Source organism: Mesorhizobium calcicola (assembly GCF_042682105.1).
In the GTDB taxonomy this organism is placed as follows: Bacteria; Pseudomonadota; Alphaproteobacteria; order Rhizobiales; family Rhizobiaceae; genus Mesorhizobium; species Mesorhizobium calcicola.
Genome location: NZ_JBHUGY010000038.1, coordinates 86,501 through 107,953 on the forward strand (window position 1 = coordinate 86,501; position 21,453 = coordinate 107,953).

Here is a 21,453-nt window from a genome sequence, read left to right on the forward strand (position 1 = left end):
TTGAATGGCGCTTGGCAATATTGCCGCGCCGATAGTCCGTGTCAGAGGCGATTGATGACCAGACAGTCGACCATGGCGGCCAGATGCAGGCCGGCGCCGGTGACGACGAAACCGTGCCACAGCGCATTGTGGAAGCGCAGTCCCTTCCAGGCGAAGAAGATGACGCCGCAGGAATAGACGATGCCGCCGGCGACGATGAGCGCGATCGACGTCGTCGGCAGCGTCTGGACAAGCGGCTTCACCAGGATGATGCCGCTCCAGCCAATGGCGAGATAAAAGACGATCGCCAGCCGGTCGAAACGGCCGGGGAAAAACACCTTGATGGCGATGCCCAGCGCCGCTGCGGTCCAGACCAGGACGATCATCCAGCGCGCCAGCGGCGAGCCCTCGAGCTGAGCCAGGAAAGGCGTGTAGGTGGCGGCGATCAGGAGATAGATCGCGGCGTGGTCGAAGCGCCGCAAGATCCATTTCACTGGCGACGACACCGGCCACAGATTATAGGTCAGCGACACCGACAGCACGGTGAGCAGCGAAACCACGTAGAAGGCGGCGGCGATGTATTCGCCCGGCCCGACACGAAAGGCCGCCAGCGCCAGCAATGCCGAGCCGGCCGCTATCGCCAGCACGATGCCGACCGCATGCACGATGCCGTCGGCGATCATCTCGGCGCGCGAATAGTGCCAGCGTCCGATGAACGGGATGTCGGGGTAGGGTTGGTTGTCTTTCACTGCCGGGTTCCTGCGCCGCGCACCCCAATTTGGGCGCTCGCCGGCCAGTATTTCAAGCTTCCGTTGCGGTTTTGCGACTGCGGCGCATCAGCGCGGCGTGCAGTCAGCGCGCCGAGAGCGGCTTCTTCACGGCCTTGAGCAAGGCGCGTTGAATGACCTCGTTGCCGGCAACCACCGAGCCGTGGTCGAGCATGTCCTGGCCGCCATCCATGTCCGAAACAAAGCCGCCCGCCTCGCGGATCAGCAGCAGGCCGGCGGCGATGTCCCAGGCCGACAGGCCGGTTTCCCAGAAACCGTCCATGCGGCCGGCGGCGACATAGGCCAGATCGAGCGAGACGGCCCCCAAGCGGCGCACGCCCGAGACCTCCGCCATGACGTTGCGCAGTTCGACGAGGAAATTGCCGTGATGGCCGCGTCCGAGATGCGGCACGCCGCAGCCGATCACCGTGTCGACCAGCTTGGTGCGGCCGGCCACGCGCAGCCGGCGGTCGTTCATGAAGGCGCCGCCGCCGCGTTCGGCGGTGTAGAGCTCGTCCATCGCCGGATTGTAGATGACGCCGGCAACGATCTGCCCCTGGCGTTCCAGGGCGATCGAAACGGCAAACAGCGGGATGCCGTGCAGAAAATTGGTGGTGCCGTCGAGCGGGTCGACGATCCAGCGGTGCTGGCCGTCGTCACCTTCGACCGCGCCCCGCTCTTCCATCAGGAAGGCATAGCCCGGCCGTGCCTTGGAGAGTTCGGCAAAGACGATGTCCTCGGCCTTGCGGTCGGCCTGGCTGACATAGTCGCCAGGGCCTTTCATCGAGACCTGCAGGTTCTGCACCTCGCCGAAGTCGCGCGACAGCGAGCGGCCGGCTTTCATTGCGGCCTGGACCATGACGTTGAGAAGGGCTGAGCGTGCCATCGTGCTTCTTCCTGCTGCTGCGCCTCAAGCGCTGTCTTGATGCATGTCGGTGACCCAAAACCGGGGCCACTTTTGGGCGACAGGCATTAGTCCGCGCGGCGCACGTAAGTGATTTCGTTGGTGTCGACGATGATGCGTTCGCCGGCGCCGATAAAGGGCGGCACCAGCACGCGGATGCCGTTCTCCAGGACCGCCGGCTTGTAGGAGGACGCGGCCGTCTGGCCTTTCACCACGGGATCGGCCTCGGTGATGGTCAGCGTCACATAGTCGGGCAGCGAAATGCCGATCGGCCTGTCTTCATAGAGCTGGACCGTGACCATCATGCCGTCCTGCAGGAACGCGGCGCGGTCGCCGACGAAGTCCTTGTTCAGTTCAAGCTGCTCGTAGCTCTGGGTGTCCATGAACACCAGCGCCTCTTCCTGCGCGTAGAGGAAGGAAAAATCCTTCAGATCGAGCCGGATCTGCTCGACGGTCTCGGCCGAGCGGAAGCGCTCGTTGAGCTTGGTGCCGTTGATCAAGTTCTTCAGCTCGACCTGATTGTAGGCGCCGCCCTTGCCTGGCTTGACGGTGTTGGTCCTGACCGCCACCCACAGGCCGCCATCATGCTCGATGACGTAGCCGGGACGGATTTCGTTGCCGTTGATCTTGGCCATGATGAGGTGATCCGGGATGCTACCAACGGCAAGGCCGTTGGTATGGGATGTTTGCTGGGAAAGCGATTTCGGGCCCCCAAGACCACAAATCGCCAGAAGAGGCAAGGGAGCGGGCAGGCCGGGGCTTAACTGCCGGGTCGATATGCAACGCCTTCGCGGGCTTGGTCAGTCACCCTGGTTGATCACCGCGCCGACGGATTTGGCGACGGCGTCGGCGACCTTTGCCAGTCGATGGATGTGCGGCGACCGCATGACGATGACCTGCAAGGACAGATCGAAATCACCTGCCTCGACGAGCATCACGCCCTTCGGCAGGTGCTGACGGAGAAGACGCATAGGCATGAGGCCGAGCCCGTGACCCCGGCGCACCCACTCCATCTGCATGGCCGGGTCCTGGATTTCGGCGGCGATGGATAATCTCCTTCCGCCTTCACCCAGGACGGCGAGCAACCGTTGGCGCGCGTCGCAAGGCGCTGGGCTCAAAACCCAGGCCGCATCCGCAAGATCGGGCGCCGGGTGCTTGCCGGCGACAATGCCGAGGCGCTCCGTGCCGATGGCATCCTCGCTGCTTTTGCCGATGTCCGCGCGCAACACGATGGCGACATCGAGTTGCCCGCGATCAAACTGGTCGACGAGCTCGGCGCTCCAGCCGGTCTTGAGGCGCAGCGACACGTTGGGAAACAAAGCGGCGGCATTGGCAATGGCCCCCCGCCACATCCTTGTCGGAGAGGCCGTGGGCGAGGCCAAGGCGAAGCACGCCTTCAGGCTCGGCGCTGCCGACGAAGGATTTCAGCGCTTCGACCGAAGCGAGAATGTCGCGGCCGCGAGCCAGCACGTCCAGGCCTGCCTGCGTCAGCCGCGGCGGCTTTTGCCGCCGGTCGAGCAGCGTGGTCGCGAGCATGTCCTCCAGCCGCTGGATCTGCCGGGTGACGGCAGGCTGCGTCAACGGCAGGCGGCGGGCCACCTTCTGGATGGAGCCTTCCTCGGCGAACAGGACAAGCGTGCGCAATTCTTCGAGCATCCGCATCCACCATGTCTCAAACACATAATCATTCTGACTATTATGAATTTGAAATCCGCCGTCTGACAAGCGATTTTCCTTGCAGAGGAAAGGATGACGACAATGAAAGCCATCGAACTGCAGAATCCAGGCGGCATCGACCATCTCAGAATGGTCGAACGGCCGATGCCGGCACCGGGCCGCCAGGAAATGATCATCCGGGTCAAGGCGACGGCGCTCAACTATCGCGACGTGGAAGTCGTGCACGGCAATTATCACACGGCGTTTCCATTGCCGCTGGTGCCGCTCTCGGACGGCGTCGGTGAAGTCGTGGCGGTCGGCACCGAGGTCAGCCGCTTCAAGGTCGGCGACCGTGTCTGCGGCACCTTCTGGCAGCGCTGGGTCGGCGGCAGCTTCGCCATGGCCGAGCCATCCTACCAGCGCGGCGGTCCCATCGACGGATTGCTCAGCGAATTCGCCCGGCTGGACGAACAGGCGGCGGTGCTTGCTCCGGTGCATCTGAGCGATGTCGAGGCTGCGACGCTGCCTTGCGCCGGGGTCACCGCCTGGCATGCGCTGTTCACCGAGGGCCACCTGAAGCCGGGCGAAACCGTGCTCAGCCTGGGCACAGGCGGCGTGTCGCTGTTTGCGGCGCAGTTCGCCGCCGCTGCAGGCGCACGCGTCATTGTCACCTCAAGCAGCGATGCAAAGCTCGAGCGGGCAAAACAACTCGGCGCCCATGACGGCGTCAACTACAGCGGCGATCCGGACTGGTCGTCAGCCGTGCTGGCGCTGACTGACGGCCGTGGCGCCGACCACATCATCGAGGTCGGCGGACCGCAGAGTTTCGCGCAGTCGCTGAAGGTCGCGGCACGCGGCGCCCAGATCAACGTCATCGGCTATCTCGGCGGCAGCGAAGGATCGATTAACCCGCTCGATATCTTTCGCCGCCAGGTCAGGGCGCGCGGCATACCGGTCGGCTCACGCGAATCCTTCGAGGCAATGAACCGCGCGCTTGCCGTCAACCGGCTGCGGCCGGCGATCGATAGGGTCTTCCCATGGGCAGAGGCAGCGGCGGCCTTTCACCATCTCGAGCATGGCTCGCCTTTCGGCAAGGTCGTCCTCGATCACACGCGGTGATTTTGCAAACCGCCTCAGGGCAGGCGGTTCGCCTTCTGCAGCGCCTGCTTGGTCTGGTCGTCGCCCAGCCCTTGCAGGAAGTCGTCCATCTGCGGATCGATGAGACCGGCGCGGCGGGCGACGATGTACCAGGCAGCGGCGAGGACAAGGTCCGGATCGGTGCCGATGCCTTGCATATAGAGCTTGGCGAGGCGGTTCTGGGCGGCGACGTTGCCGCCCTCCGCCGCTTGATTCATCCAGCCGAAGGCGGATTTCAGGTCGCGGTCGCCACCGCGGCCTTCGATCATCCAGGCGGCGAGATCGATCTGCGCGGTGTCGTAATTCTGCCGTGCGGCCTGCGCCAGCAGGCGCCGTGCCTGCGCGTCGTCGCGCGGCTTGCCGCCGACGCCATTGGCGTAGATCTGCGACATCGCATACTGCGCGTCGGCGAGGCCGGTGGTGGCGGCGCGCTCATAGTAGGAAACCGCCTTGGCGAGGCCGGCGTCGCCGGGGTCCTGCTGGACCAGCATCTGCGCGAAATTGAACTGCGCCAGCCGGTTGCCCGCCTCGGCGGCCGCCTGCATCAACGCATAGGCCCCCTTCTCGTCCTTCTTGACGTAGCGGCCATCGAGCAGCATCAGCGCATACTGGAACTGCGATTCCGGCACGCCCTGCTCGGCGGCAAGCGCGTACCATTTCGCCGCTTCCGCAGCATTGAGCGGCACTCCCAGCCCCCGCGACAGGATCTCGGCCACCAGCGTCTGCGCCGCCGGGTCGCCGTTTTGCGCGCGGACCAGCGCGAGATTGTAGGCCGTCTTGTAGAGACCACGCTGGAAGGCGCCATAGGCGGCGTCGGCAGGTTTTGCGCCGAAGCGGTCGGGGTTGACGGCATCAGCCGATGGCAACGGCGCCGGCTCGGTCGTGGTGGCGGGTTGCGGCAGCGGCTTGTCGATCGGCTTGTCCGTATGCACGCCGACTTCCGGCTTGGGCTGCGGCAGCGGGACGTTCGCCGCGGCCGCTGCCTGGACCATCAGCACCGCAAGCAGAGCCTGGAGGGGAAGCTTGGCCGAGGGCACGTCAGTCCTCGAAGCGCGGCGCGGTCTCGTCGAGCAGCGCGTTGGCGCCGGCGACCGCTGTCTTGGGGTCGGTGCCGTCTGCGAACACCGCGCTCGACAGCGCCACGAATTCGGCGCCGGTGGCGCCCACCGCTTCCACCGAGGCGATGTCGGATCCGGCCATGACGATGCAAGGGATCTGGATCATATCGGCCCACCATGTGCCGAGCGACAGATTGCGCGGGTGGGGTTCGGGCTTGTTGTCGTAGCCGAAGCGGCCGAAGAAGATGTAGTCGGGCCGTGTCTCGCCAAGCTCGAGTGCGTCGTCACGCGTCTTGGCGCCGCCGGCGCCGACCATCATTTTCGCCTGGAAGTGCTCGATCGTCTCGGCGAGCTCGGCCCTGGAGACCTCGACATGGATACCGTCGGCGTGGACGCGACCGGCAATGCGGGTGTCGCCGGCGATGACGACAGCGACGCCCGCGGCTTGCGCCGCCGGCACGATCTGTTCGGCGAAAGCCTGGAAGGAGGCCTCGTCCATGCCATTCTCCGGCAGGATCAGCGAAGCGACATCGCCGCCTTCGAATGCCGCGACGATACGGGCCGCCGGCACGCCGGGCGGCGCGATCAGCACGATGCGACAGCGGTTGGGGGGCGTTGCGTCATTCATGGTTCTTCGATCCCGCGTTTCGCCTATGCCGGGCGAAGATGGTTGGATTGCGGCATAGAGCAAAGTGCCCGCTTTGAACAGGCGGGCAGCCGGGATCGCGATTTCGACCCGCCGGTCAGCCGGCGGGTTTTATCACTTGATCGGGTGCGGGCTCGCGACGGTCGTTTTCGACTTCCACAGCGTCCAGCCGAGATTCATGCCGGCGGCGGCGATCAGAATGGCGGTGGCGCCGACAATCTGGCTCAGATGCAGCCGATGGCCGAAGGCGGTGACGTCGACCAGAATGGCGACCACCGGGTAGATGAAGGACAGCGAGCCCTGCAGATGCGTCGGCAGCTTCTGGATGGCGCCATACATCAGGATGTACATCAGCCCGGTGTGGACGATGCCGAGCGTCGCCAGCATGGCCCAACTCCACGCATCGGCGGGAAGCTGGGACAGATTGGCGAAGGGCGCCAGCATGACGACGCCGACGCAGACCTGGATCAGCGCGATCAGGTGCGGCGGCGTGCCCTTGAGCTTCTTGGTGACGATGGCGGCGACAGCCCAGAAGAAGGCCGCGCCCAATGCCATGGCGATGCCGGTAAAATAATCCGTGCCGGCCATGCCGGCATTGGGGCCGGCATCAGGTGCGGCCTGCACGATCAGCACCATGCCGGCGAAGGCGATGGCCAGCCAAGTCAGCTTGGTCAGGGTCAGCCGCTCGGCGAAGAAGACCGCGCCGAAGCCGACCAGCATGAAGGGCTGCGTGTTGTAGACGGCGGTGGCGATCGAGATCGACGCGCGGGAGAAAGCACTAAACAGCAACAACCAGTTGACGACGATGGCGACGCCGCCGAGCATGGCGATGGCGATAACGCGCAGCGACAATCCGTTGCGCAGCAACCCCAGCCCAATGCAGACGACAAGCAGCGTCAGCGCGCCGAAAGCGCAACGCCAGAACACCACATCCATGATCGGCTGGCCTGAGAGGACGACGAACCACCCGATCGTTCCCAGGATTGCCATCGCGGCCGACATTTCGACCGTGCCACGCACCGTATCGTTCACAACAAATCTCCGCATGAGTTAAGCCGTCATAATCTCATGCGGCGCCGGAGCTTTCCATCCGATAGGAAAGGGAGTAAGTGTAAATCACCTAATTATATTAGGCCACGGTTCCAAATTGTCGGGAAATGTAAAATGCTGGATGATCTCGACCGAAATCTGCTCGAAATCCTGGTCAAGGATGCGCGCACCTCGCTGAAGGAACTGGCCGGCCAGGTCGGGCTGTCGTCGCCAAGCGTTTCGGAACGGCTTCGACGGCTCGAGGAGCGCGGCGTTATCCGGGCGTTCACCGTCGAGATCGATCCGCTGGCGCTCGGCTATACCTTGCAGGCCATCGTGCGCATCCGGCCCCTGCCGGGCAAGCTGCACATCGTCCAGAAGCTGATCGAGGAGATCCCCGAATTCGGCGAATGCGACAAGGTGACCGGCGACGACTGCTTCGTTGCCCGGCTGTTCGTGCGCTCGATCGGCGATCTCGACGGCATTCTCGACCGCATCGCCGACAAGGCCGAGACCAGCACCGCCATCATCAAGGCGCAGCCGATCCGGCGGCGGCCGCCGCCGCTCGACGCGACCGCCTCGCGTGAAAGGGCAAAGGCCTTGCAGGCATCCTGATCGATCGAAGCCGGGCGGAAAGCCGGCCGCCGGTTCGCTATATTTGCTGTCGCTCCGCTCGGGAAACTGGGCTATTCAAGCGTCGACGCGCTTTCCCTCCAGCCCAGCCCCCTCCCCATGTCAGGCCTGCTTCTCGATCCGTGGTTCTACGCGGCTGCCATTCCGGCGGTCATTCTGGTTGGCCTGTCCAAGGGCGGCTTCGGCGGCGCCGTCGGTTTCGTCGGCGTGCCGCTGATGGCGTTGACCATGCCGCCGGTGCAGGCAGCCGCCATCCTGCTGCCGATCCTGTGCCTGATGGACATCGTGTCGGTGTGGACATGGCGGGGCGTCTACGACCGCAAGATGCTGGTCGACATGATGCCGGGCGCCGTCATCGGCATCTGTCTCGGCTGGTTGACGGCGGCACTCGTCACCGAAGAGGCGGTGCGGCTGATCGTCGGCGCCGTCGCCATCATCTTCGTCCTGCGTTGGCTCTATTTGCAGTTTCGCCATGGTGCCGACCACGCGGTCGCACCCAACCGCGCGGCTGCCGCCCTCTGGGGAACGGTCGCCGGTTTTACCAGCTTCGTCGCGCATGTCGGCGGCCCGCCCTTCCAGGTCTATGCCTTGCCGATCCGGCTCGATCCCAAAATTCTCTCTGGCACCGCGGCGATCTTCTTTGCCGCCACCAATGCGCTGAAGCTCATTCCCTATTTCGCGCTCGGCCAGTTCGACACCGCCAATCTGACGGCGTCGGCGGTGCTGATGCCGCTGGCGCCGCTGTCGACCATCGCGGGGGCATGGCTGGTGCGGCGGATGCGCCCGGAAACCTTCTATCCCTTCACCTACGCAACCGTGGCGGTCGTGGCGCTGAAGCTGCTGTGGGATGGCATCGCCGGCCTTATGTAAAAGTGAGGCGGCTGTGCAGCCGCCCTCACCATCCCGGCGGTGTCAGGCGGCGCTCGGCACGAGGCGACGGTTGCCGCCAAGGGCCAGTGCGGCGCCCGCCACGAGGACCATCGCCATGCCGGCAAGGATGCCGATGTCGTGCGGGGCCGGCTTGAGCACCATGTCGGCGATGATCACCAGCATCACCGCATAGTCGAAGCGTGCCGCGCTCATCATACGCTGGCCGATGGCCAGAACAGCCGGCGTGATGCCCTCCTTGGCGATCATCGCGCCCATGCGCTCGCCGGTCGGCTTGAAGATGAACATGCCGATCGAAAAGGTCGTGGCGTAGCCGACCAGACCGATGATGATCCACAGATCGGAAAAGCCAACCCAGAAGCTGCACATGATGAGGCCGAAGATCAGGGTCAGCATCGACATCGGCGCGAAGAAAAGGCCACCCAACTGACCGCTGGCGCGCATCGCCTGCAACTTGTCCTCGATGTTGCCGGCGCGCTCGGCGAGCACGCCGAGGAGGAACAATACGAAGCCGCCTCCGACCCACAAAATGGCCGAGACGACGTGAAGGAATTTGACGATCGAGTACCAGTCCATGGCTTGCTCCGGGTAGGTTTGCGGTGGAGCGGATTTGCGCCAGCCGTCAGAGGAGCGGGCGTTTAGCGCGGCGCGTGTTTCGGAACGATGTCGCGGAAACCCGGCTCTGTTTCGGCTGCTTTTTCACGGGCATAACCTGCAACGACCGCAGATGCCCAGATTCGCTTCTGCTAATATACGAAGTGTCGGGAGGGGTTGGCGCGACATCGTCCGGAAACATTGCCGATGCTAGTGCGCCGACACCGGGAGCCCGGTGGCGACAGGAATCGCCTGACAATCAACCCATTCCCGCAGACGGGAAGAGGCAATTCGAGGGGACATTATGCAAGGGGTAGCACGGAATTTCTTCACGCTGGCCATCATCTATTCGCTGTGCGGCATGGCGCTCGGCCTGTCCATGGCGATCAGCCAGGATCATGGCCAGATGCCGACTCACGCCCACACGATGGTGGCCGGATGGCTGATGTCGGCGGTCTTCGCCTTCTTCTACCATCTGTTTCCGGCAGCCGGGCAAAAGATGCTCGCCACCATCCATTTCTGGCTGACGACCGTCAGCGGCATCGGCCTGTTGATCGGCCTCTATTTCCTGCTCGCCGGCAATGCCGCGATCGAACCGCTGGTGGGGATTTCTTCGATGGGCTTCTACGCGGCCATGCTGCTGTTTGCCTTCATCGCTTTGCCGGCTGTCTGGAAGAAAGCCTGAACGAGAGCCTGCTTGGAAACTCTACTCTGGCGGCCATCTGATGGCGTTTTCTGCGCTTCCCCGTTCTACTGCGTCGCAGTAGAACTGAGCTCACGGACCCAAATGTCCGCTGCGCTCCGGTTCTCGAAACCACCACCATATGACTCGCCAGAGCGAATTTCGAAACAGGCTCTGAGACGAGGTTCGGGGCCGTGCTGTTACGGCACAGGGCGGCGTGTTCCATCAAAAAATACGCGCACCGTTAAGGCTTCATTAAGCTTTACAGGTGTTTACTATGTCCATCCAGCGATCTGGATTCTTACCGAGTGGTTGGAGCCACTTTGTTTGACGCCTCCCTGTTAAACTCCTGAGAGCCGCCTTATCCGCGGCTCTTTTTTTGTCTGGATTTCGGGGGCGTTCGACGTCGGCTCGCTGTTAACCTTCTGTTAAACATGTGCTTGCCTTCACCGGTGGCGAAGCGCATTTTCAAGCTTCAGTCAGATAGGCTGCTGGGTGTATCGGCAGTGAGCCGAATCGGCCAGCTGTAAGTGCAGGGGCGTAGCCATGAACGAGCTTTCGAAGGGCAGTGCGAAGACCGTCAAGCTGGCGGAGCGCCGGGTTTTCACGCAATCCTTCAAGCCACTTTACCAGGAAGGCATGGGCCTGGTCGAACAGGCCGCCGAATATCTCGATGGCAAGGGCCGGGTCGAAGCGAAGAAACTGTCCAGGCTTGGGGCCACGCTCTATGCCGCCGAATCGATGCGGCTGACCACAAGGCTGATGCAGGTTGCCTCCTGGCTGCTTTTGCAGCGCGCGGCGAATTCCGGCGAGATGACCCGCGACCAGGTTGCGTCGGAAAAGGCCAAGGTGCGGCTCGACACCGCTTCCGCCCATGACGAAGCCGCGGGCTGGGCGGAATTGCCCGAGGATTTCCTCGACCTCGTCACCCGATCGCTGCGCCTGCAGGCGCTGGTGCGCCGCATGGACGAGGAGATTTACGGCTCCGGCGCCGTGGCCGACATGCAACCGATGGGGCGCCGCCCCAATCCGGTCTCCGACCAGATCAGCCTGCTCAACACGGCCTTCGCCCGGGGGTAAGAGACTGTTTGGAAATTCTACTCCGGCGGCCGTCTGCTGGCGTTTTCTGCGCTTCCGTTGCTCACGGACCAAATGTCCGCTGCGCTGCGGTTCTCGAAACCACCATCATATGACTCGCCGGAGCGAATTTCGAAACAGTCCCTGAGACCTATCGCCGTTTCGTTTCCGGTTTGTTCACATTTCGCTGGCATCGCTGTCCGTCGGAGGTAGACTGGCAGGATGGGGGAAGCGATTCGCATCATCGGTATCGATCCGGGGCTCAGGCGTACCGGCTGGGGCATCGTCGAGAGCCTCGGCAATTCATTGCGTTTCGTCGCCTCCGGCACCGTACGCTCCGACGACAAGGCGGCACTGGCGACGCGGCTGTGCCAGTTGCATGACGGGCTCGCCGAAATCCTGCACACCGCCATGCCGCACGAGGCGGCGGTCGAACAGACCTTCGTCAACAAGGACGCGGTGGCGACGCTGAAGCTCGGCCAGGCGCGTGGCATCGCCATGCTGGTGCCGGCGCGCGCGGGCCTTGTCGTTGCCGAATACGCCCCCAACGCCGTCAAGAAGGCGGTGATCGGCGTCGGTCATGGCGACAAGAAGCAGATCCACATGATGGTGAAGGTGCTGTTGCCAAAGGCCACTTTCGATACCGAACATGCCGCCGACGCGCTGGCCATCGCCATCTGCCACGCGCATCACCGGCAAAGCGTCGCCTACAGAATGGCGCTCGCCGGTTAGAACTGTTCTTGACTTGTTCACATAGTTGGAATATTCCTTACTTGTAAGGAAGGTGTTTCATGCGTGTGACGAGCAAAGGCCAGGTGACGATCCCGCGCGATCTGCGGGAGACGTTTGGGATTGATGCCAACAGTGAAGTCATTTTCGGCATTGAAGGCGGCAAGATCACGATCACGCCCAAGCACGACAGGGAGCGGCTGGCCGACCGCGAAAGGCTCGATCGTTTTCTCATCGCGCTCGATCGGCTTGAGGGGAGCGGCGATCAGTCAATGAACGCGGATGATGTCATGGCATTGACACGGGATCGCTGATCTTGGCGACGCTTGTCGACACCAACGTGCTTATTGATGTCGCAGTTCGTGATCCCGTCTGGTTGAAATGGTCGCGGTCGAAGATGAGGATTGCCCTCAAGCAAGGCAGCCTAGTCATCAATCAGATTATCTATGCCGAGTTTTCCATGCGCTATGAGACGCTAGACGATGTCGACGGCGTCTTGCCCGAAGACGAGTTCCGGCGCGAAGGGCTTCCGTTCGAAGCAGCATTTGCGGCGTCGAGAGCGTTCTCGGTCTATCGGCGGCTGGGCGGGTCGCGAGAGAAGGTGATGCCCGACTTCCTGATAGGGGCCCATGCCGCCATCCGGGGCTATCCCATTCTTACTCGCGATCCGGCAGGTTTCAGAAAGTACTTTCCGGATGTTGAGCTTATCGCGCCCGATACTCACCCTTAAAGCGGGATCGCGTCCAATGGGATTCATGCGGCACGCTTTAAGTTTTTGGTTTTAAGCAAATCGTTATCCGAAGACCGCTGCGCACTTTTGAGCGAGATGCATTAGGAAGGCCCAGGCATGATCGGCAAACTCAAGGGCACGCTCGACGAGATCGACGAGGATCATTGCCTCGTCGATATCCATGGTGTCGGCTATGTCGCCTATTGTTCGGTGCGCACGCTGGCCGCGCTGCCGGCGCCAGGCGAGGCGGTGGTGCTGTTCATCGAGACCTATGTGCGCGAGGACATGCTGCGGCTCTACGGTTTCCAGTCGCAGCTGGAGCGTGAATGGTTCCGGCTGCTGATGAACAATGTGCCCGGCGTCGGCGCCAAGGTGGCGCTGGCCATCCTGTCGACACTGGCGCCTGCCGATCTCGCCAACGCCATCGCGCTGCGCGACATCGCCATGGTTTCTCGTGCGCCCGGCGTCGGCAAGAAGGTGGCCGAGCGCATCGTCACCGAGTTGAAGAACAAGGCGCCGGCCTATGCGGGCACCGCCTCGGGCACTATTGGCCTGAAGCAGGAGCTCGGTGAAGGCGTCGCACCGGCGCCGATCATCGACGCCGTCTCTGCGCTGGTCAATCTCGGCTATTCGCGCGACACCGCGGCCAATGCGGTGGCGGCGGCGTTGAAGACGGCGGGCGAGGATGCCGATGCCCCAAAACTGATCCGCTTCGGGTTGAAGGAACTGGCGCGGTGAGGCGTCGCTTGTTCAGTTCCTTGCCGTGTGCGAGGAAGGCGGCATGAGCCTGTCGCCCCGCCTGATTGCGCCCGAAAAACGTGGCGAGGATGCCGAGCAGACCTTGCGGCCGCAGACGCTTGACGATTTCGTCGGCCAGGCGGCGGTGCGGGCCAATCTCAAAGTGTTCATCGAGGCCGCCAAGGGCCGCAACGAAGCGCTCGACCATGTGCTGTTCGTCGGGCCGCCGGGCCTCGGCAAGACGACGCTGGCGCAGATCATGGCGCGCGAGCTCGGTGTCAATTTCCGTTCGACCTCCGGCCCGGTCATCGCCAAGGCCGGCGATCTCGCGGCGCTGCTGACCAATCTTGAAGAAGGCGACGTGCTGTTCATCGACGAGATCCACCGGCTGAGCCCGGCGGTGGAGGAAATCCTCTATCCGGCGATGGAGGATTTCCAGCTCGACCTGATCATCGGCGAAGGACCGGCAGCGCGCTCGGTCAAGATCGACCTTGCCCGCTTCACCCTTGTCGCCGCCACCACGCGGCTTGGCCTGCTGACCAATCCGCTGCGCGACCGTTTCGGCATTCCGGTGCGGCTCAATTTCTATACGGTCGAGGAACTGGAACAGATCGTGCGGCGCGGCGCCCGCATCCTGCAAATGCCGCTCGGCGACGACGGCGCGCTGGAGATCGCGCGGCGCGCGCGCGGCACGCCGCGCATCGCCGGACGGCTGCTGCGCCGCGTGCGCGATTTCGCCTCGGTCGCCGGCGATGGCCATGTCGACCGCCAGATTGCCGATGAGGCGCTGACGCGGCTGGAGGTCGACGCGCTCGGCCTCGACGCGCTCGACCGCCGCTATCTGTCGATGATCGCCCGCAATTTCGGCGGCGGCCCGGTCGGCATCGAGACGATCGCCGCCGGCCTGTCCGAGCCGCGCGACGCCATCGAGGACATCATCGAGCCCTATCTGATCCAGCAGGGTTTCATCCAGCGCACGCCGCGCGGCCGGATGCTGACGGCCAATGCCTGGCGGCATCTCGGCCTCGACGCGCCGAAGGATCTGGCGCAGCAGCAGATCAACCTGTTCGAGGAAGAGTAGCGGCTCGAGGGCCGGCGGTCTCGGGATCAAGGATAGGTGAACGCCCTGCGCAAAATATCCTCAGCTTCGCCGATTTGCCGGCGCATTCGGGGGCTTTAACGCGGTCTCGGCGATTGTCGCCGCGATCAGGTGGCGGAGCATGATAACCAGACGCGGGTTCCTGCGCTTCGTCGGCGGGTCGTTCCTATCTGTTGCCGCGTTCAGCGCCTATGCGATCGGCATCGAGCCGATGCTGCTCATCCATGTGAAGCGCTATGCGCTGACGCCGCCGCACTGGCCGGCGGGATTGAAACTGCGCGTCGTCGCGCTCGCCGACATCCATGCCTGCCGGCCGTGGATGACGGCGGAGCGGATCGCTTCGCTTGTCGAAGACGCGAATGCGCAGCAAGCGGACCTGATCGCCCTGCTCGGCGACTACATTGCCGGCATGCCTTTGGTGACAGGCCCGGTGACGCCATCGCAATGGGCATCCGCGCTGTCGGGTCTCAAGGCGCCGCTCGGCGTGCTGTCGATCCTTGGCAATCACGACTGGTGGAGCGACGGCTTCGCACAGCGGGCAGGCGCCGGTCCGACCATAGCGCGCAAGGCCTTGGAGGCAGTCGGCATCCCGGTCCTCGAGAACGATGTCGTGCGCCTGGAAAAGGACGGGCATGGTGTCTGGATCGCCGGGCTCGCCGACCAGTTGGCCCTACTGCCGACCAGGGACCGCACCGGCTTCAAGGGACTGGACGACCTCGACGGCACGCTGGCCAAGGTCAGCGATAGCTCGCCGGTCATCCTGCTCGCGCATGAGCCGGATATTTTTCCCACCGTGCCTTGGCGGGTGTCGCTGACCCTGTCGGGTCACACCCATGGCGGACAAATTCGGCTGTTCGGCTATTCGCCTGTCGTGCCGTCGCGGTTCGGCAATCGCTATGCCTATGGCCATGTCGTCGAGAACGGCCGCAATCTGATCGTCTCGGGCGGGCTCGGCTCCAGCATTGTGCCGGTTCGTTTCGGCATGCGCCCCGAAATCCTGTCGATCGACCTTGGCTGAACCGTCAATGCAGCGCGCGGATCACGTCCATTACCTCGGGCTCCGCCTTGTCGCCGTTGAAGGCGTCGACAATGCCGAAGGCGCCGCCGTAGCTCCACACCGACCATGAGAAGCCATGCGCTTCGGCGCGCGCGATCATGTCCCTGACATAGGCGGCCCGGAACCGCGCCGGCATCACATAGGCGTTGCCATACTCCTGGCGGATCATGCCGAACTCACCGAGTGTAATGTTCTGCGGCTTGATGCCGTTGGCCTTCGCCCACGCCTCGATCGTTTTGAACGGCGCATCCATCAGGCCGAGCAGCTTGTCGGGACTGTCCATGCTGGCGACCTGTTCGTCGAGATAGGCGAGCAGGCCGCTCTGCCGTGCCCACGGCGCCTCGGCCTTGATCCTGGCGCGGACGGTGTCGAGCGTCACCTCGAGCTGTGCCCGCGGCACCGCGGTCAGCGGATAGGGCAGGCCGGTCACATAGGCGATGAAGTCGCCGGCCCAGGTTGCGCCCTGATGGGTGAGCAGGAACGGATCGTAGGAGTGGAAGGTCCAGATGACATTGTCGTCGGGGATCGTCCTCGGATTGATCTTCCCAAGGGACGCAGCGGCGGAATAGCAGGCGCCGGTCAGCACCAGGGTCAGTTTCGTCGCCGAGGATCGCGCCGCCGCGAACAGCTTCCGCTGGCGGTCCGGCCACAGGCTGGTGCCGTCGCTGTCGCAGTCGACGATCGGTTCGTTCATCGGCTCGAAGGCGACCTTTTCGGGATCTTCGCCGGCCAACGTGCGGGCCATCTTGCGCACCATGTCGACATAGGCGTCGAAGGTCTGTGGGCTGTCCATCACTTCGCTCATGCCGATCTTGCGGCTGCCGCCGGCCGGGATCAGGTGCATGTCGACGATCACCTTCAAGCCGGCGCGGTTGGTCATGCGCACCGAGTCCAGCACGCTGGCATAGAGGTCGTCGCGCAAGGCCGCGGTCTGGCCGGACAGGAAGGGGGACGGATCGACCGGCATGCGCAGGAAATCGAAGCCCGCGTTCTTCAGCGCCTTGAGGTCGTCATCCCCAAGGAATTTGCGCCATTCCGGATAGGGCAGGATGGCCTTGGCGTCGCCCCACCGCTCCTCGCCGGGCCACGTCGTCCATTGGTCGAGATTGAGGCCGCGCTTCATCGAGAAGGTGGCCGCCTGGCTGGGCCACGCCAAAGCCACCAGCACAAGCAGCGCCGCCATCAAGGTCTTGATCATCGCCGTCAACAGTGCCATCCGATGCCATATCGCGTGGGAACAGGTGCCCCGCCGCGACTGAAAAAGGAAGCGCAATGGGCGATCATGGTGAATCGGCCGCGTTGCTGGCAGGGCTTTCCGGCGCGTTGACGGAATTCGGCCACCGGCTGATGGCACGGGTCTACTACGCCGACACCGATTTCTCCGGCGTCGTCTACCACGCGCGCTATCTCGAATTCTTCGAACGCGGCCGCTCCGACTATCTCAGGCTGACCGGCGTGCATCACACCGAGCTTGCCGATGGCAAGCATGGCGAGAAGATTGTCTGGGTGGTGCGCCGCATGGAGATCAATTTTCGCGGCCCCGCACGCATCGACGATATCCTGACGGTCGACACCCGCACCGAGGACATTTCCGGCGCGCGCATCTTCATGGCGCAGCAGCTCAAACGCGGCGATGAGGTGCTGGTCGAGGCCAAGGTCGAGGCGGCGATCATCGGCGAGAACGGCCGGCCAAGGCGCTTTCCCAAGGAATGGGTCGGGGCGTTCATGCCTCGGGTGGGCTGACATTCAGGTGAGGCCGGCCTGCAAACGGCGTTTTCTGCGCTTCCCTGGTGTCGCGCTTGGATGATGCGTTGCGGGATGCGGGCGCGGCAATGCGCCGCGCCTTATTTCCTAACCCATCCTTAACCATAACGGTTCATGAAGAGATTGGTGAAGATTGGCGCTATCAAGCGCCTTCCTTTCACCAATATTTGCCCTGAAAAGGCCACCAAAGGCACGGTTTGGGGTTGTTCCGGTAGCTGCGTGCGAACCGACCACAAGGGATGCCAGGGGCCAGCCGCCAGCTTCGCCCGGAAAATCTTAAGGACGTAACGATGGAAAATATCGCACTCGCCGAACCGGGCGCGCAATTGTCGATTTGGGCGCTGTTCATGCAGGCGAGCTGGGTGGTCAAGCTGGTCATGATCGGTTTGCTCTGCGCCTCGGTCTGGACCTGGGCGATCATCGTCGACAAGCTGGTCGCCTATGCCCGCATGCGGCTGTCGCTCAACCGGTTCGAGCAGGTTTTCTGGTCGGGGCAGTCGCTGGAGGAGCTTTACCGCACGCTCGCCGACCGCAAGACCACCGGCATGGGCGCCATTTTCGTGGCTGCGATGCGCGAGTGGAAGAAGAGCTTCGAGAAGGGCGCCAAGTCGCCGCTCGGCCTGCAGACCCGCATCGACAAGGCGATGGACCTGGCGCTGACCCGCGAGATGGAAAAGCTGGAGGGGCGCCTCGGCTTCCTTGCCACCACCGGTTCGGCGGCACCCTTCATCGGCCTGTTCGGCACCGTCATCGGCATCATGACCTCGTTCCAGGCGATCGCCGGATCCAAGAACACCAGTCTCGCGGTGGTTGCGCCCGGCATTGCCGAAGCGCTGCTGGCGACGGCCATCGGCCTGCTCGCCGCCATCCCCGCCGTCATCGCCTACAACAAACTGTCGTCCGACGCGAGCAAGATAGCGGTGCGCATGGAAGGGTTCTCCGACGAGTTCTCCGCCATACTCTCGCGCCAAATCGATGAAAAAGTGGCCCCCAAGGCCTGAGCAGTAACTGATGGGCCCGAGGAGTAACTGATGGGAATGTCCGTTGGCATGGGAGGACGCGGTGGGCGCGGCCACAGGCGGCGCGGCCGTCACCATGGGCTGATGTCGGAAATCAACGTCACGCCGATGGTCGACGTGATGCTGGTGCTGCTGATCATCTTCATGGTCGCGGCGCCGATGCTGACGGTCGGTGTGCCGATCGACCTGCCGGATACGCAGGCCAAGGCGATGAATGCCGACACGCAGCCGATCACCGTCTCGATCAACGCCGGCGGCCAGATCTATCTGCAGGAAACCGAGATCCCGATCGAGGAGCTGGTGGCCAAGCTGCAGGCGATCTCGAAGACCGGCTATGAAGAGCGCATCTTCATCCGTGGCGACAAGTCGACCGACTATGGCACGGCGATGAAGGTGATGGCCCGTATTTCGGCCGCTGGCTACAAGAATATCGGCCTGGTTTCACTGCAGGAACAGGATCAATAGACGCGAGATGAAGACCGGCCTCACCACATCGGTGATCTTGCATACGGCGGTGCTGGCCTTCGGCCTGTTCACGTTGTCGGCGCCGGCCGCACTCCCGTCCGCCGACGTCGAGTCGGTCGCGGTCGACATCGTGCCGATGGAAGCCATTGCGCAGACATTGCAGGGCGACAAGAAGGCCGTGATGCATGAAAAGCCGGCCCCTGTGCCGACGCAGCGCCCGGACATCGTGCCGGTAGCGCAGAAGGTCGGCGAGAACAGCGTCGACACCGACAAGCCGGTAACGCCGGAAGCCAAGCCGAAGCCGGTCGACATGACGTCGGCTCCCCCGCCCGCGCCGACCCCGATCGAAAAGCCGAAGCCCGAGGACGTGCCGAAGCCGCAGGAAAAGCCGAAACCCATTCCGGCAACGGAAGTGGCGCCGGCCCCGACGCCCAAGGAAGAGGTCAAGCCAGAGCCGGTCAAGCAAGCGGACCCCAAGCCGACGCCGGCCAAGCCGGCGCCGACCCCGCCGCCGCAGGACAAGACCGCTGCCATCGTTCCGACGCCCGAGGTCAAGCCTGACGCCGTTGCCGAAGCCATAGCCAAGGAGCCGCCCACCGAGGCGACACAGCTGCCGGACTCGGCGCCCGCGCCGGAAGCGCGGCCGAAGCCGGAGCCGGCCCAGGCCGAAAGCGCCAAGGCGCCGGAACGCAAGGATGCCGACAAGCCGGTCAAGGAAGCCTCGTCGAAGCCGAAGTCCGATGACAAGCAGTTCAACGCCGACGAGATCTCGGCTCTCCTCGACAAGCAGAAGCCATCCGGCGGCGGCGCCAAGCGCTCGACCCAGCAGGCGTCGCTCGGTGGCGACAAGGATCAGGGCCAGAAGCTGTCGAAATCGGAAATGGGCGCCCTGGAAAGCCAGCTCGGCGGTTGCTGGACCCTTCCTGTAGGCCTTGAAGGTTCGGAAAACTTCGTCGTCGTCGTCCGCTTCAACCTGGACGCCTCCGGCAAGCTGGATGGCCGCCCGGCTGTCGAAAAATCGAGCGGAAACCGTCAGTTCGACGAGAGTGCCGTTCGCGCTGTGCAAAAATGCGATGTCACCGGCCTGCAGGTCCCCGCAGGCAAGCAGGACATCTGGGCCGACGTCCGCGTCACCTTCGATCCAAGGGAGATGCTGGGCCTGTAGGCCCGAGTATCCGAAAAATCAGTACGAGAAGCGAGAAGACATGAAATCAATCCTCAAGCCGCTCCTGATGATCGCAGCAATGGCGATGGGCATGACCGCGGCCGGTACGTTGCCGGCCCTGGCCCTTGTCGAGCTGAACGTCAACAAGGGCAATGTCGAACCGCTGCCGATCGCCATCACCGACTTCCAGGGCGGCGATGCGCTTGGCGCCCAGATCTCCGAGATCGTCACCGCCGACCTGAAGCGCTCGGGATTGTTCGCGCCGATCGACAAGAGCGCTTTCATCGAGAAGATCTCCAATCCGGATGCAGCGCCGCGCTTCGACGACTGGAAGGTGATCAACGCGCAGGCGCTGGTCACCGGCAGCGTCGGCAAGGAGGCTGACGGGCGCATCCGCGCCCAGTACCGGCTGTGGGACACCTTTGCCGGCCAGCAGATGTCTGGCGAGCAGTTCTTTGCCAACGACGCCAATACGCGGCGCGTCGCCCACATCATCGCCGACGCCATCTACGAAAGGCTGACCGGCGAGAAGGGCTATTTCGATACGCGCGTCGTCTTCATCGACGAATCCGGCGCCAAGAACGCGCGCAAGAAGCGCCTCGCCATCATGGACCAGGACGGCGCCAACATCCGCTATCTCTCGGACGGCAAGTCGATCGTGCTGACGCCGCGTTTCTCGCCGAACCGGCAGGAAATCACTTACATGTCCTATGAAAGTGGTCAGCCGCGGGTCTACCTGCTTCAGATCGAGACTGGCCAGCGCGAACTGGTCGGCAATTTCCCCGGCATGACCTTTGCGCCGCGCTTTTCGCCCGACGGCCAGAAGGTGATCATGAGCCTGCTGCGCGACGACGGCAATTCCAACATCTTCGCCATGGACCTGCGGAGCCGTTCGACGACGCGGCTGACCAACTCGACCGCCATCGACACGTCGCCGTCCTATTCGCCCGACGGCAGCAAGGTGGTGTTCACCTCCGACCGTGGCGGCCGCGCGCAGATCTATGTGATGGGCGCCGACGGCTCGGGCCAGAACCGTATCTCCTTCGGCGACGGCGTCTATTCGACGCCGGTGTGGTCGCCGCGCGGCGACCTCATCGCCTTCACAAAGCAGACCGGCGGCGAATTCCAGATCGGCGTCATGAAGACCGATGGCTCGGGCGAGCGCATCCTGTCCTCCGGCTTCCAGCAGGAAGGGCCGACATGGGCGCCGAACGGCCGCGTGCTGATGTTCTTCCGCGATTCCGCCGGCGGACCGAAACTGGTCTCGGTCGACCTCACCGGCCGCAACGAGCAATCGATCCCGACGGCGAACTTCGCCTCCGACCCGGCCTGGTCGCCTTTGCTTGAGTAAGAGCGGAATTGGAGAAATGAAGAATTGAAAGAACCGCGAATTCAGAGCGAAGCTGATGTGATTTCTCTGTTCAGTTCTTCAATTCCTCAACTCCTCAATTCCGCCTTTTCCACGTCTTGGTCGCGTTTTGGCCGCATTTACGCCTAGGGTCCGCGCGAAATGTGGCTTCGGGCCAATCAGCTGCGGACGGGCAGCCTAAACCAAATTTTAACCGTGTTTCTTGAATGCCGGTTAACCCAAACGTGGTTACTGGGTGATCAACGAAATCACTCGAAATGCGAAGGAG

The 21,453-nt window shown here is 63.5% G+C and carries 26 protein-coding genes; 16 read left to right on the forward strand and 10 right to left on the reverse strand.

Going from position 1 to position 21,453, the window contains the following annotated elements; translation table 11 throughout:
- Positions 1 to 41: 41 nt before the first annotated feature.
- The 5 genes from trhA to ACFSQT_RS25590 form a co-directional block, all read right to left on the reverse strand.
- Positions 42 to 728 (reverse strand): PAQR family membrane homeostasis protein TrhA, encoded by a 687-nt coding sequence (gene trhA, locus ACFSQT_RS25570; RefSeq protein WP_379023358.1) that lies wholly within the window; start codon positions 726 to 728, stop codon positions 42 to 44.
- A gap of 103 nt (positions 729 to 831) precedes the next feature.
- Entirely contained in the window at positions 832 to 1,632 is an 801-nt protein-coding gene (locus tag ACFSQT_RS25575; protein WP_379023360.1) for an inositol monophosphatase family protein, read from the reverse strand.
- 86 nt (positions 1,633 to 1,718) lie between these two features.
- Positions 1,719 to 2,285 (reverse strand): elongation factor P, encoded by a 567-nt coding sequence (gene efp, locus ACFSQT_RS25580; protein WP_379023362.1) that lies wholly within the window; start codon positions 2,283 to 2,285, stop codon positions 1,719 to 1,721.
- A gap of 165 nt (positions 2,286 to 2,450) precedes the next feature.
- Positions 2,451 to 3,002: a LysR family transcriptional regulator substrate-binding protein gene (locus tag ACFSQT_RS25585; protein WP_379023364.1), complete on the reverse strand. Its 552-nt coding sequence runs from the start codon at positions 3,000 to 3,002 to the stop codon at positions 2,451 to 2,453.
- The gene (locus tag ACFSQT_RS25590) at positions 2,905 to 3,450 is read right to left on the reverse strand and encodes a LysR family transcriptional regulator (protein WP_379023366.1); all 546 of its coding nucleotides are present in this window, start codon (positions 3,448 to 3,450) and stop codon (positions 2,905 to 2,907) included. The genes ACFSQT_RS25585 and ACFSQT_RS25590 overlap by 98 nt, the downstream gene beginning before the upstream one ends.
- Here ACFSQT_RS25590 and ACFSQT_RS25595 point away from each other — a divergent pair.
- Complete coding sequence (locus ACFSQT_RS25595) at positions 3,409 to 4,425, forward strand: zinc-dependent alcohol dehydrogenase family protein (protein ID WP_379023368.1); 1,017 nt, start codon at positions 3,409 to 3,411, stop codon at positions 4,423 to 4,425. The genes ACFSQT_RS25590 and ACFSQT_RS25595 overlap by 42 nt on opposite strands.
- Before the next feature lie 14 nt (positions 4,426 to 4,439).
- Here ACFSQT_RS25595 and ACFSQT_RS25600 read toward each other — a convergent pair whose 3' ends face one another.
- The 3 genes from ACFSQT_RS25600 to ACFSQT_RS25610 all read right to left on the reverse strand — a co-directional run bounded on the left by ACFSQT_RS25600 (position 4,440) and on the right by ACFSQT_RS25610 (position 7,179).
- Entirely contained in the window at positions 4,440 to 5,435 is a 996-nt protein-coding gene (locus tag ACFSQT_RS25600) for a tetratricopeptide repeat protein (protein ID WP_379023455.1), read from the reverse strand.
- 46 nt (positions 5,436 to 5,481) lie between these two features.
- Positions 5,482 to 6,129 (reverse strand): thiamine phosphate synthase, encoded by a 648-nt coding sequence (locus ACFSQT_RS25605; RefSeq protein WP_379023370.1) that lies wholly within the window; start codon positions 6,127 to 6,129, stop codon positions 5,482 to 5,484.
- A gap of 132 nt (positions 6,130 to 6,261) precedes the next feature.
- Positions 6,262 to 7,179, reverse strand: coding sequence for a DMT family transporter (locus ACFSQT_RS25610; protein ID WP_379023372.1), 918 nt, complete (start codon positions 7,177 to 7,179; stop codon positions 6,262 to 6,264).
- A gap of 132 nt (positions 7,180 to 7,311) precedes the next feature.
- Between ACFSQT_RS25610 and ACFSQT_RS25615 the strand changes: the two genes are divergently transcribed.
- Together ACFSQT_RS25615 and ACFSQT_RS25620 are read left to right on the forward strand one after the other, a co-directional pair.
- Complete coding sequence (locus tag ACFSQT_RS25615) at positions 7,312 to 7,791, forward strand: Lrp/AsnC family transcriptional regulator (protein WP_379023374.1); 480 nt, start codon at positions 7,312 to 7,314, stop codon at positions 7,789 to 7,791.
- A 117-nt stretch (positions 7,792 to 7,908) separates the two neighbouring features.
- Positions 7,909 to 8,679 (forward strand): sulfite exporter TauE/SafE family protein, encoded by a 771-nt coding sequence (locus ACFSQT_RS25620; RefSeq protein WP_379023376.1) that lies wholly within the window; start codon positions 7,909 to 7,911, stop codon positions 8,677 to 8,679.
- 42 nt (positions 8,680 to 8,721) lie between these two features.
- On the opposite strand, the gene ACFSQT_RS25625 is transcribed toward ACFSQT_RS25620, so the two are convergent.
- Entirely contained in the window at positions 8,722 to 9,273 is a 552-nt protein-coding gene (locus ACFSQT_RS25625; RefSeq protein WP_379023378.1) for a DUF2269 family protein, read from the reverse strand.
- Between the two features lie 322 nt (positions 9,274 to 9,595).
- On the opposite strand from ACFSQT_RS25625, the gene ACFSQT_RS25630 reads away from it, so the two are divergent.
- The 8 genes from ACFSQT_RS25630 to ACFSQT_RS25665 all read left to right on the forward strand — a co-directional run bounded on the left by ACFSQT_RS25630 (position 9,596) and on the right by ACFSQT_RS25665 (position 15,364).
- On the forward strand, positions 9,596 to 9,976 hold the full coding sequence (locus tag ACFSQT_RS25630; RefSeq protein WP_379023380.1) for a hypothetical protein: 381 nt from the start codon (positions 9,596 to 9,598) through the stop codon (positions 9,974 to 9,976).
- A gap of 543 nt (positions 9,977 to 10,519) precedes the next feature.
- Positions 10,520 to 11,053 carry a protease adaptor protein RcdA gene (gene rcdA, locus ACFSQT_RS25635; RefSeq protein WP_379023381.1) on the forward strand — a complete coding sequence of 178 codons (534 nt, stop codon included), beginning with the start codon at positions 10,520 to 10,522 and terminating at the stop codon, positions 11,051 to 11,053.
- Positions 11,054 to 11,272: 219 nt separating this feature from the next.
- Positions 11,273 to 11,782 carry a crossover junction endodeoxyribonuclease RuvC gene (gene ruvC, locus ACFSQT_RS25640; RefSeq protein WP_095089535.1) on the forward strand — a complete coding sequence of 170 codons (510 nt, stop codon included), beginning with the start codon at positions 11,273 to 11,275 and terminating at the stop codon, positions 11,780 to 11,782.
- A 59-nt stretch (positions 11,783 to 11,841) separates the two neighbouring features.
- The gene (locus ACFSQT_RS25645; protein WP_379023384.1) at positions 11,842 to 12,093 is read left to right on the forward strand and encodes an AbrB/MazE/SpoVT family DNA-binding domain-containing protein; all 252 of its coding nucleotides are present in this window, start codon (positions 11,842 to 11,844) and stop codon (positions 12,091 to 12,093) included.
- Positions 12,094 to 12,095: 2 nt separating this feature from the next.
- Positions 12,096 to 12,509: a type II toxin-antitoxin system VapC family toxin gene (locus ACFSQT_RS25650; protein WP_379023386.1), complete on the forward strand. Its 414-nt coding sequence runs from the start codon at positions 12,096 to 12,098 to the stop codon at positions 12,507 to 12,509.
- A gap of 117 nt (positions 12,510 to 12,626) precedes the next feature.
- The gene (gene ruvA, locus ACFSQT_RS25655; protein ID WP_379023388.1) at positions 12,627 to 13,247 is read left to right on the forward strand and encodes a Holliday junction branch migration protein RuvA; all 621 of its coding nucleotides are present in this window, start codon (positions 12,627 to 12,629) and stop codon (positions 13,245 to 13,247) included.
- Between the two features lie 43 nt (positions 13,248 to 13,290).
- Positions 13,291 to 14,328, forward strand: coding sequence for a Holliday junction branch migration DNA helicase RuvB (gene ruvB / locus ACFSQT_RS25660; protein ID WP_379023390.1), 1,038 nt, complete (start codon positions 13,291 to 13,293; stop codon positions 14,326 to 14,328).
- A gap of 139 nt (positions 14,329 to 14,467) precedes the next feature.
- Positions 14,468 to 15,364 carry a metallophosphoesterase gene (locus ACFSQT_RS25665; protein ID WP_379023392.1) on the forward strand — a complete coding sequence of 299 codons (897 nt, stop codon included), beginning with the start codon at positions 14,468 to 14,470 and terminating at the stop codon, positions 15,362 to 15,364.
- A 4-nt stretch (positions 15,365 to 15,368) separates the two neighbouring features.
- On the opposite strand, the gene ACFSQT_RS25670 is transcribed toward ACFSQT_RS25665, so the two are convergent.
- Complete coding sequence (locus ACFSQT_RS25670; RefSeq protein WP_379023393.1) at positions 15,369 to 16,619, reverse strand: glycoside hydrolase family 5 protein; 1,251 nt, start codon at positions 16,617 to 16,619, stop codon at positions 15,369 to 15,371.
- 56 nt (positions 16,620 to 16,675) lie between these two features.
- On the opposite strand from ACFSQT_RS25670, the gene ybgC reads away from it, so the two are divergent.
- The 5 genes from ybgC to tolB all read left to right on the forward strand — a co-directional run bounded on the left by ybgC (position 16,676) and on the right by tolB (position 21,167).
- Positions 16,676 to 17,146, forward strand: a complete 471-nt coding sequence (ybgC, locus tag ACFSQT_RS25675; RefSeq protein WP_379023395.1) for a tol-pal system-associated acyl-CoA thioesterase — start codon at positions 16,676 to 16,678, stop codon at positions 17,144 to 17,146.
- 311 nt (positions 17,147 to 17,457) lie between these two features.
- Positions 17,458 to 18,168 (forward strand): protein TolQ, encoded by a 711-nt coding sequence (gene tolQ / locus ACFSQT_RS25680; RefSeq protein WP_095089519.1) that lies wholly within the window; start codon positions 17,458 to 17,460, stop codon positions 18,166 to 18,168.
- A gap of 30 nt (positions 18,169 to 18,198) precedes the next feature.
- A complete protein-coding gene (gene tolR, locus ACFSQT_RS25685; protein ID WP_379023397.1) occupies positions 18,199 to 18,651 on the forward strand; it encodes a protein TolR in 453 nt (150 codons plus the stop codon).
- 7 nt (positions 18,652 to 18,658) lie between these two features.
- Positions 18,659 to 19,816 (forward strand): cell envelope integrity protein TolA, encoded by a 1,158-nt coding sequence (gene tolA, locus ACFSQT_RS25690; RefSeq protein WP_379023399.1) that lies wholly within the window; start codon positions 18,659 to 18,661, stop codon positions 19,814 to 19,816.
- A 40-nt stretch (positions 19,817 to 19,856) separates the two neighbouring features.
- Positions 19,857 to 21,167: a Tol-Pal system beta propeller repeat protein TolB gene (tolB, locus tag ACFSQT_RS25695; protein WP_379023401.1), complete on the forward strand. Its 1,311-nt coding sequence runs from the start codon at positions 19,857 to 19,859 to the stop codon at positions 21,165 to 21,167.
- Positions 21,168 to 21,453: the final 286 nt, after the last annotated feature.

What these genes read in the sequence shown, in the direction of transcription:
- ACFSQT_RS25575 (WP_379023360.1), bottom strand. Translation starts at nt 1,632, where the DNA reads ATGGCACGCTCAGCCCTTCTCAACGTCATGGTCCAGGCCGCAATGAAA.
- tolR (WP_379023397.1), top strand. Translation starts at nt 18,199, where the DNA reads ATGGGAATGTCCGTTGGCATGGGAGGACGCGGTGGGCGCGGCCACAGG.
- ACFSQT_RS25645 (WP_379023384.1), top strand. Translation starts at nt 11,842, where the DNA reads ATGCGTGTGACGAGCAAAGGCCAGGTGACGATCCCGCGCGATCTGCGG.
- ybgC (WP_379023395.1), top strand. Translation starts at nt 16,676, where the DNA reads ATGGGCGATCATGGTGAATCGGCCGCGTTGCTGGCAGGGCTTTCCGGC.
- ACFSQT_RS25585 (WP_379023364.1), bottom strand. Translation starts at nt 3,002, where the DNA reads ATGTGGCGGGGGGCCATTGCCAATGCCGCCGCTTTGTTTCCCAACGTG.
- ACFSQT_RS25595 (WP_379023368.1), top strand. Translation starts at nt 3,409, where the DNA reads ATGAAAGCCATCGAACTGCAGAATCCAGGCGGCATCGACCATCTCAGA.
- ruvA (WP_379023388.1), top strand. Translation starts at nt 12,627, where the DNA reads ATGATCGGCAAACTCAAGGGCACGCTCGACGAGATCGACGAGGATCAT.
- rcdA (WP_379023381.1), top strand. Translation starts at nt 10,520, where the DNA reads ATGAACGAGCTTTCGAAGGGCAGTGCGAAGACCGTCAAGCTGGCGGAG.
- tolA (WP_379023399.1), top strand. Translation starts at nt 18,659, where the DNA reads ATGAAGACCGGCCTCACCACATCGGTGATCTTGCATACGGCGGTGCTG.
- ACFSQT_RS25665 (WP_379023392.1), top strand. Translation starts at nt 14,468, where the DNA reads ATGATAACCAGACGCGGGTTCCTGCGCTTCGTCGGCGGGTCGTTCCTA.
- ruvC (WP_095089535.1), top strand. Translation starts at nt 11,273, where the DNA reads ATGGGGGAAGCGATTCGCATCATCGGTATCGATCCGGGGCTCAGGCGT.
- ACFSQT_RS25615 (WP_379023374.1), top strand. Translation starts at nt 7,312, where the DNA reads ATGCTGGATGATCTCGACCGAAATCTGCTCGAAATCCTGGTCAAGGAT.
- ACFSQT_RS25600 (WP_379023455.1), bottom strand. Translation starts at nt 5,435, where the DNA reads ATGGTCCAGGCAGCGGCCGCGGCGAACGTCCCGCTGCCGCAGCCCAAG.
- ACFSQT_RS25590 (WP_379023366.1), bottom strand. Translation starts at nt 3,450, where the DNA reads ATGGTCGATGCCGCCTGGATTCTGCAGTTCGATGGCTTTCATTGTCGT.
- ruvB (WP_379023390.1), top strand. Translation starts at nt 13,291, where the DNA reads ATGAGCCTGTCGCCCCGCCTGATTGCGCCCGAAAAACGTGGCGAGGAT.
- ACFSQT_RS25630 (WP_379023380.1), top strand. Translation starts at nt 9,596, where the DNA reads ATGCAAGGGGTAGCACGGAATTTCTTCACGCTGGCCATCATCTATTCG.
- tolQ (WP_095089519.1), top strand. Translation starts at nt 17,458, where the DNA reads ATGGAAAATATCGCACTCGCCGAACCGGGCGCGCAATTGTCGATTTGG.
- tolB (WP_379023401.1), top strand. Translation starts at nt 19,857, where the DNA reads ATGAAATCAATCCTCAAGCCGCTCCTGATGATCGCAGCAATGGCGATG.
- ACFSQT_RS25670 (WP_379023393.1), bottom strand. Translation starts at nt 16,619, where the DNA reads ATGGCACTGTTGACGGCGATGATCAAGACCTTGATGGCGGCGCTGCTT.
- ACFSQT_RS25620 (WP_379023376.1), top strand. Translation starts at nt 7,909, where the DNA reads ATGTCAGGCCTGCTTCTCGATCCGTGGTTCTACGCGGCTGCCATTCCG.
- ACFSQT_RS25605 (WP_379023370.1), bottom strand. Translation starts at nt 6,129, where the DNA reads ATGAATGACGCAACGCCCCCCAACCGCTGTCGCATCGTGCTGATCGCG.
- efp (WP_379023362.1), bottom strand. Translation starts at nt 2,285, where the DNA reads ATGGCCAAGATCAACGGCAACGAAATCCGTCCCGGCTACGTCATCGAG.
- ACFSQT_RS25625 (WP_379023378.1), bottom strand. Translation starts at nt 9,273, where the DNA reads ATGGACTGGTACTCGATCGTCAAATTCCTTCACGTCGTCTCGGCCATT.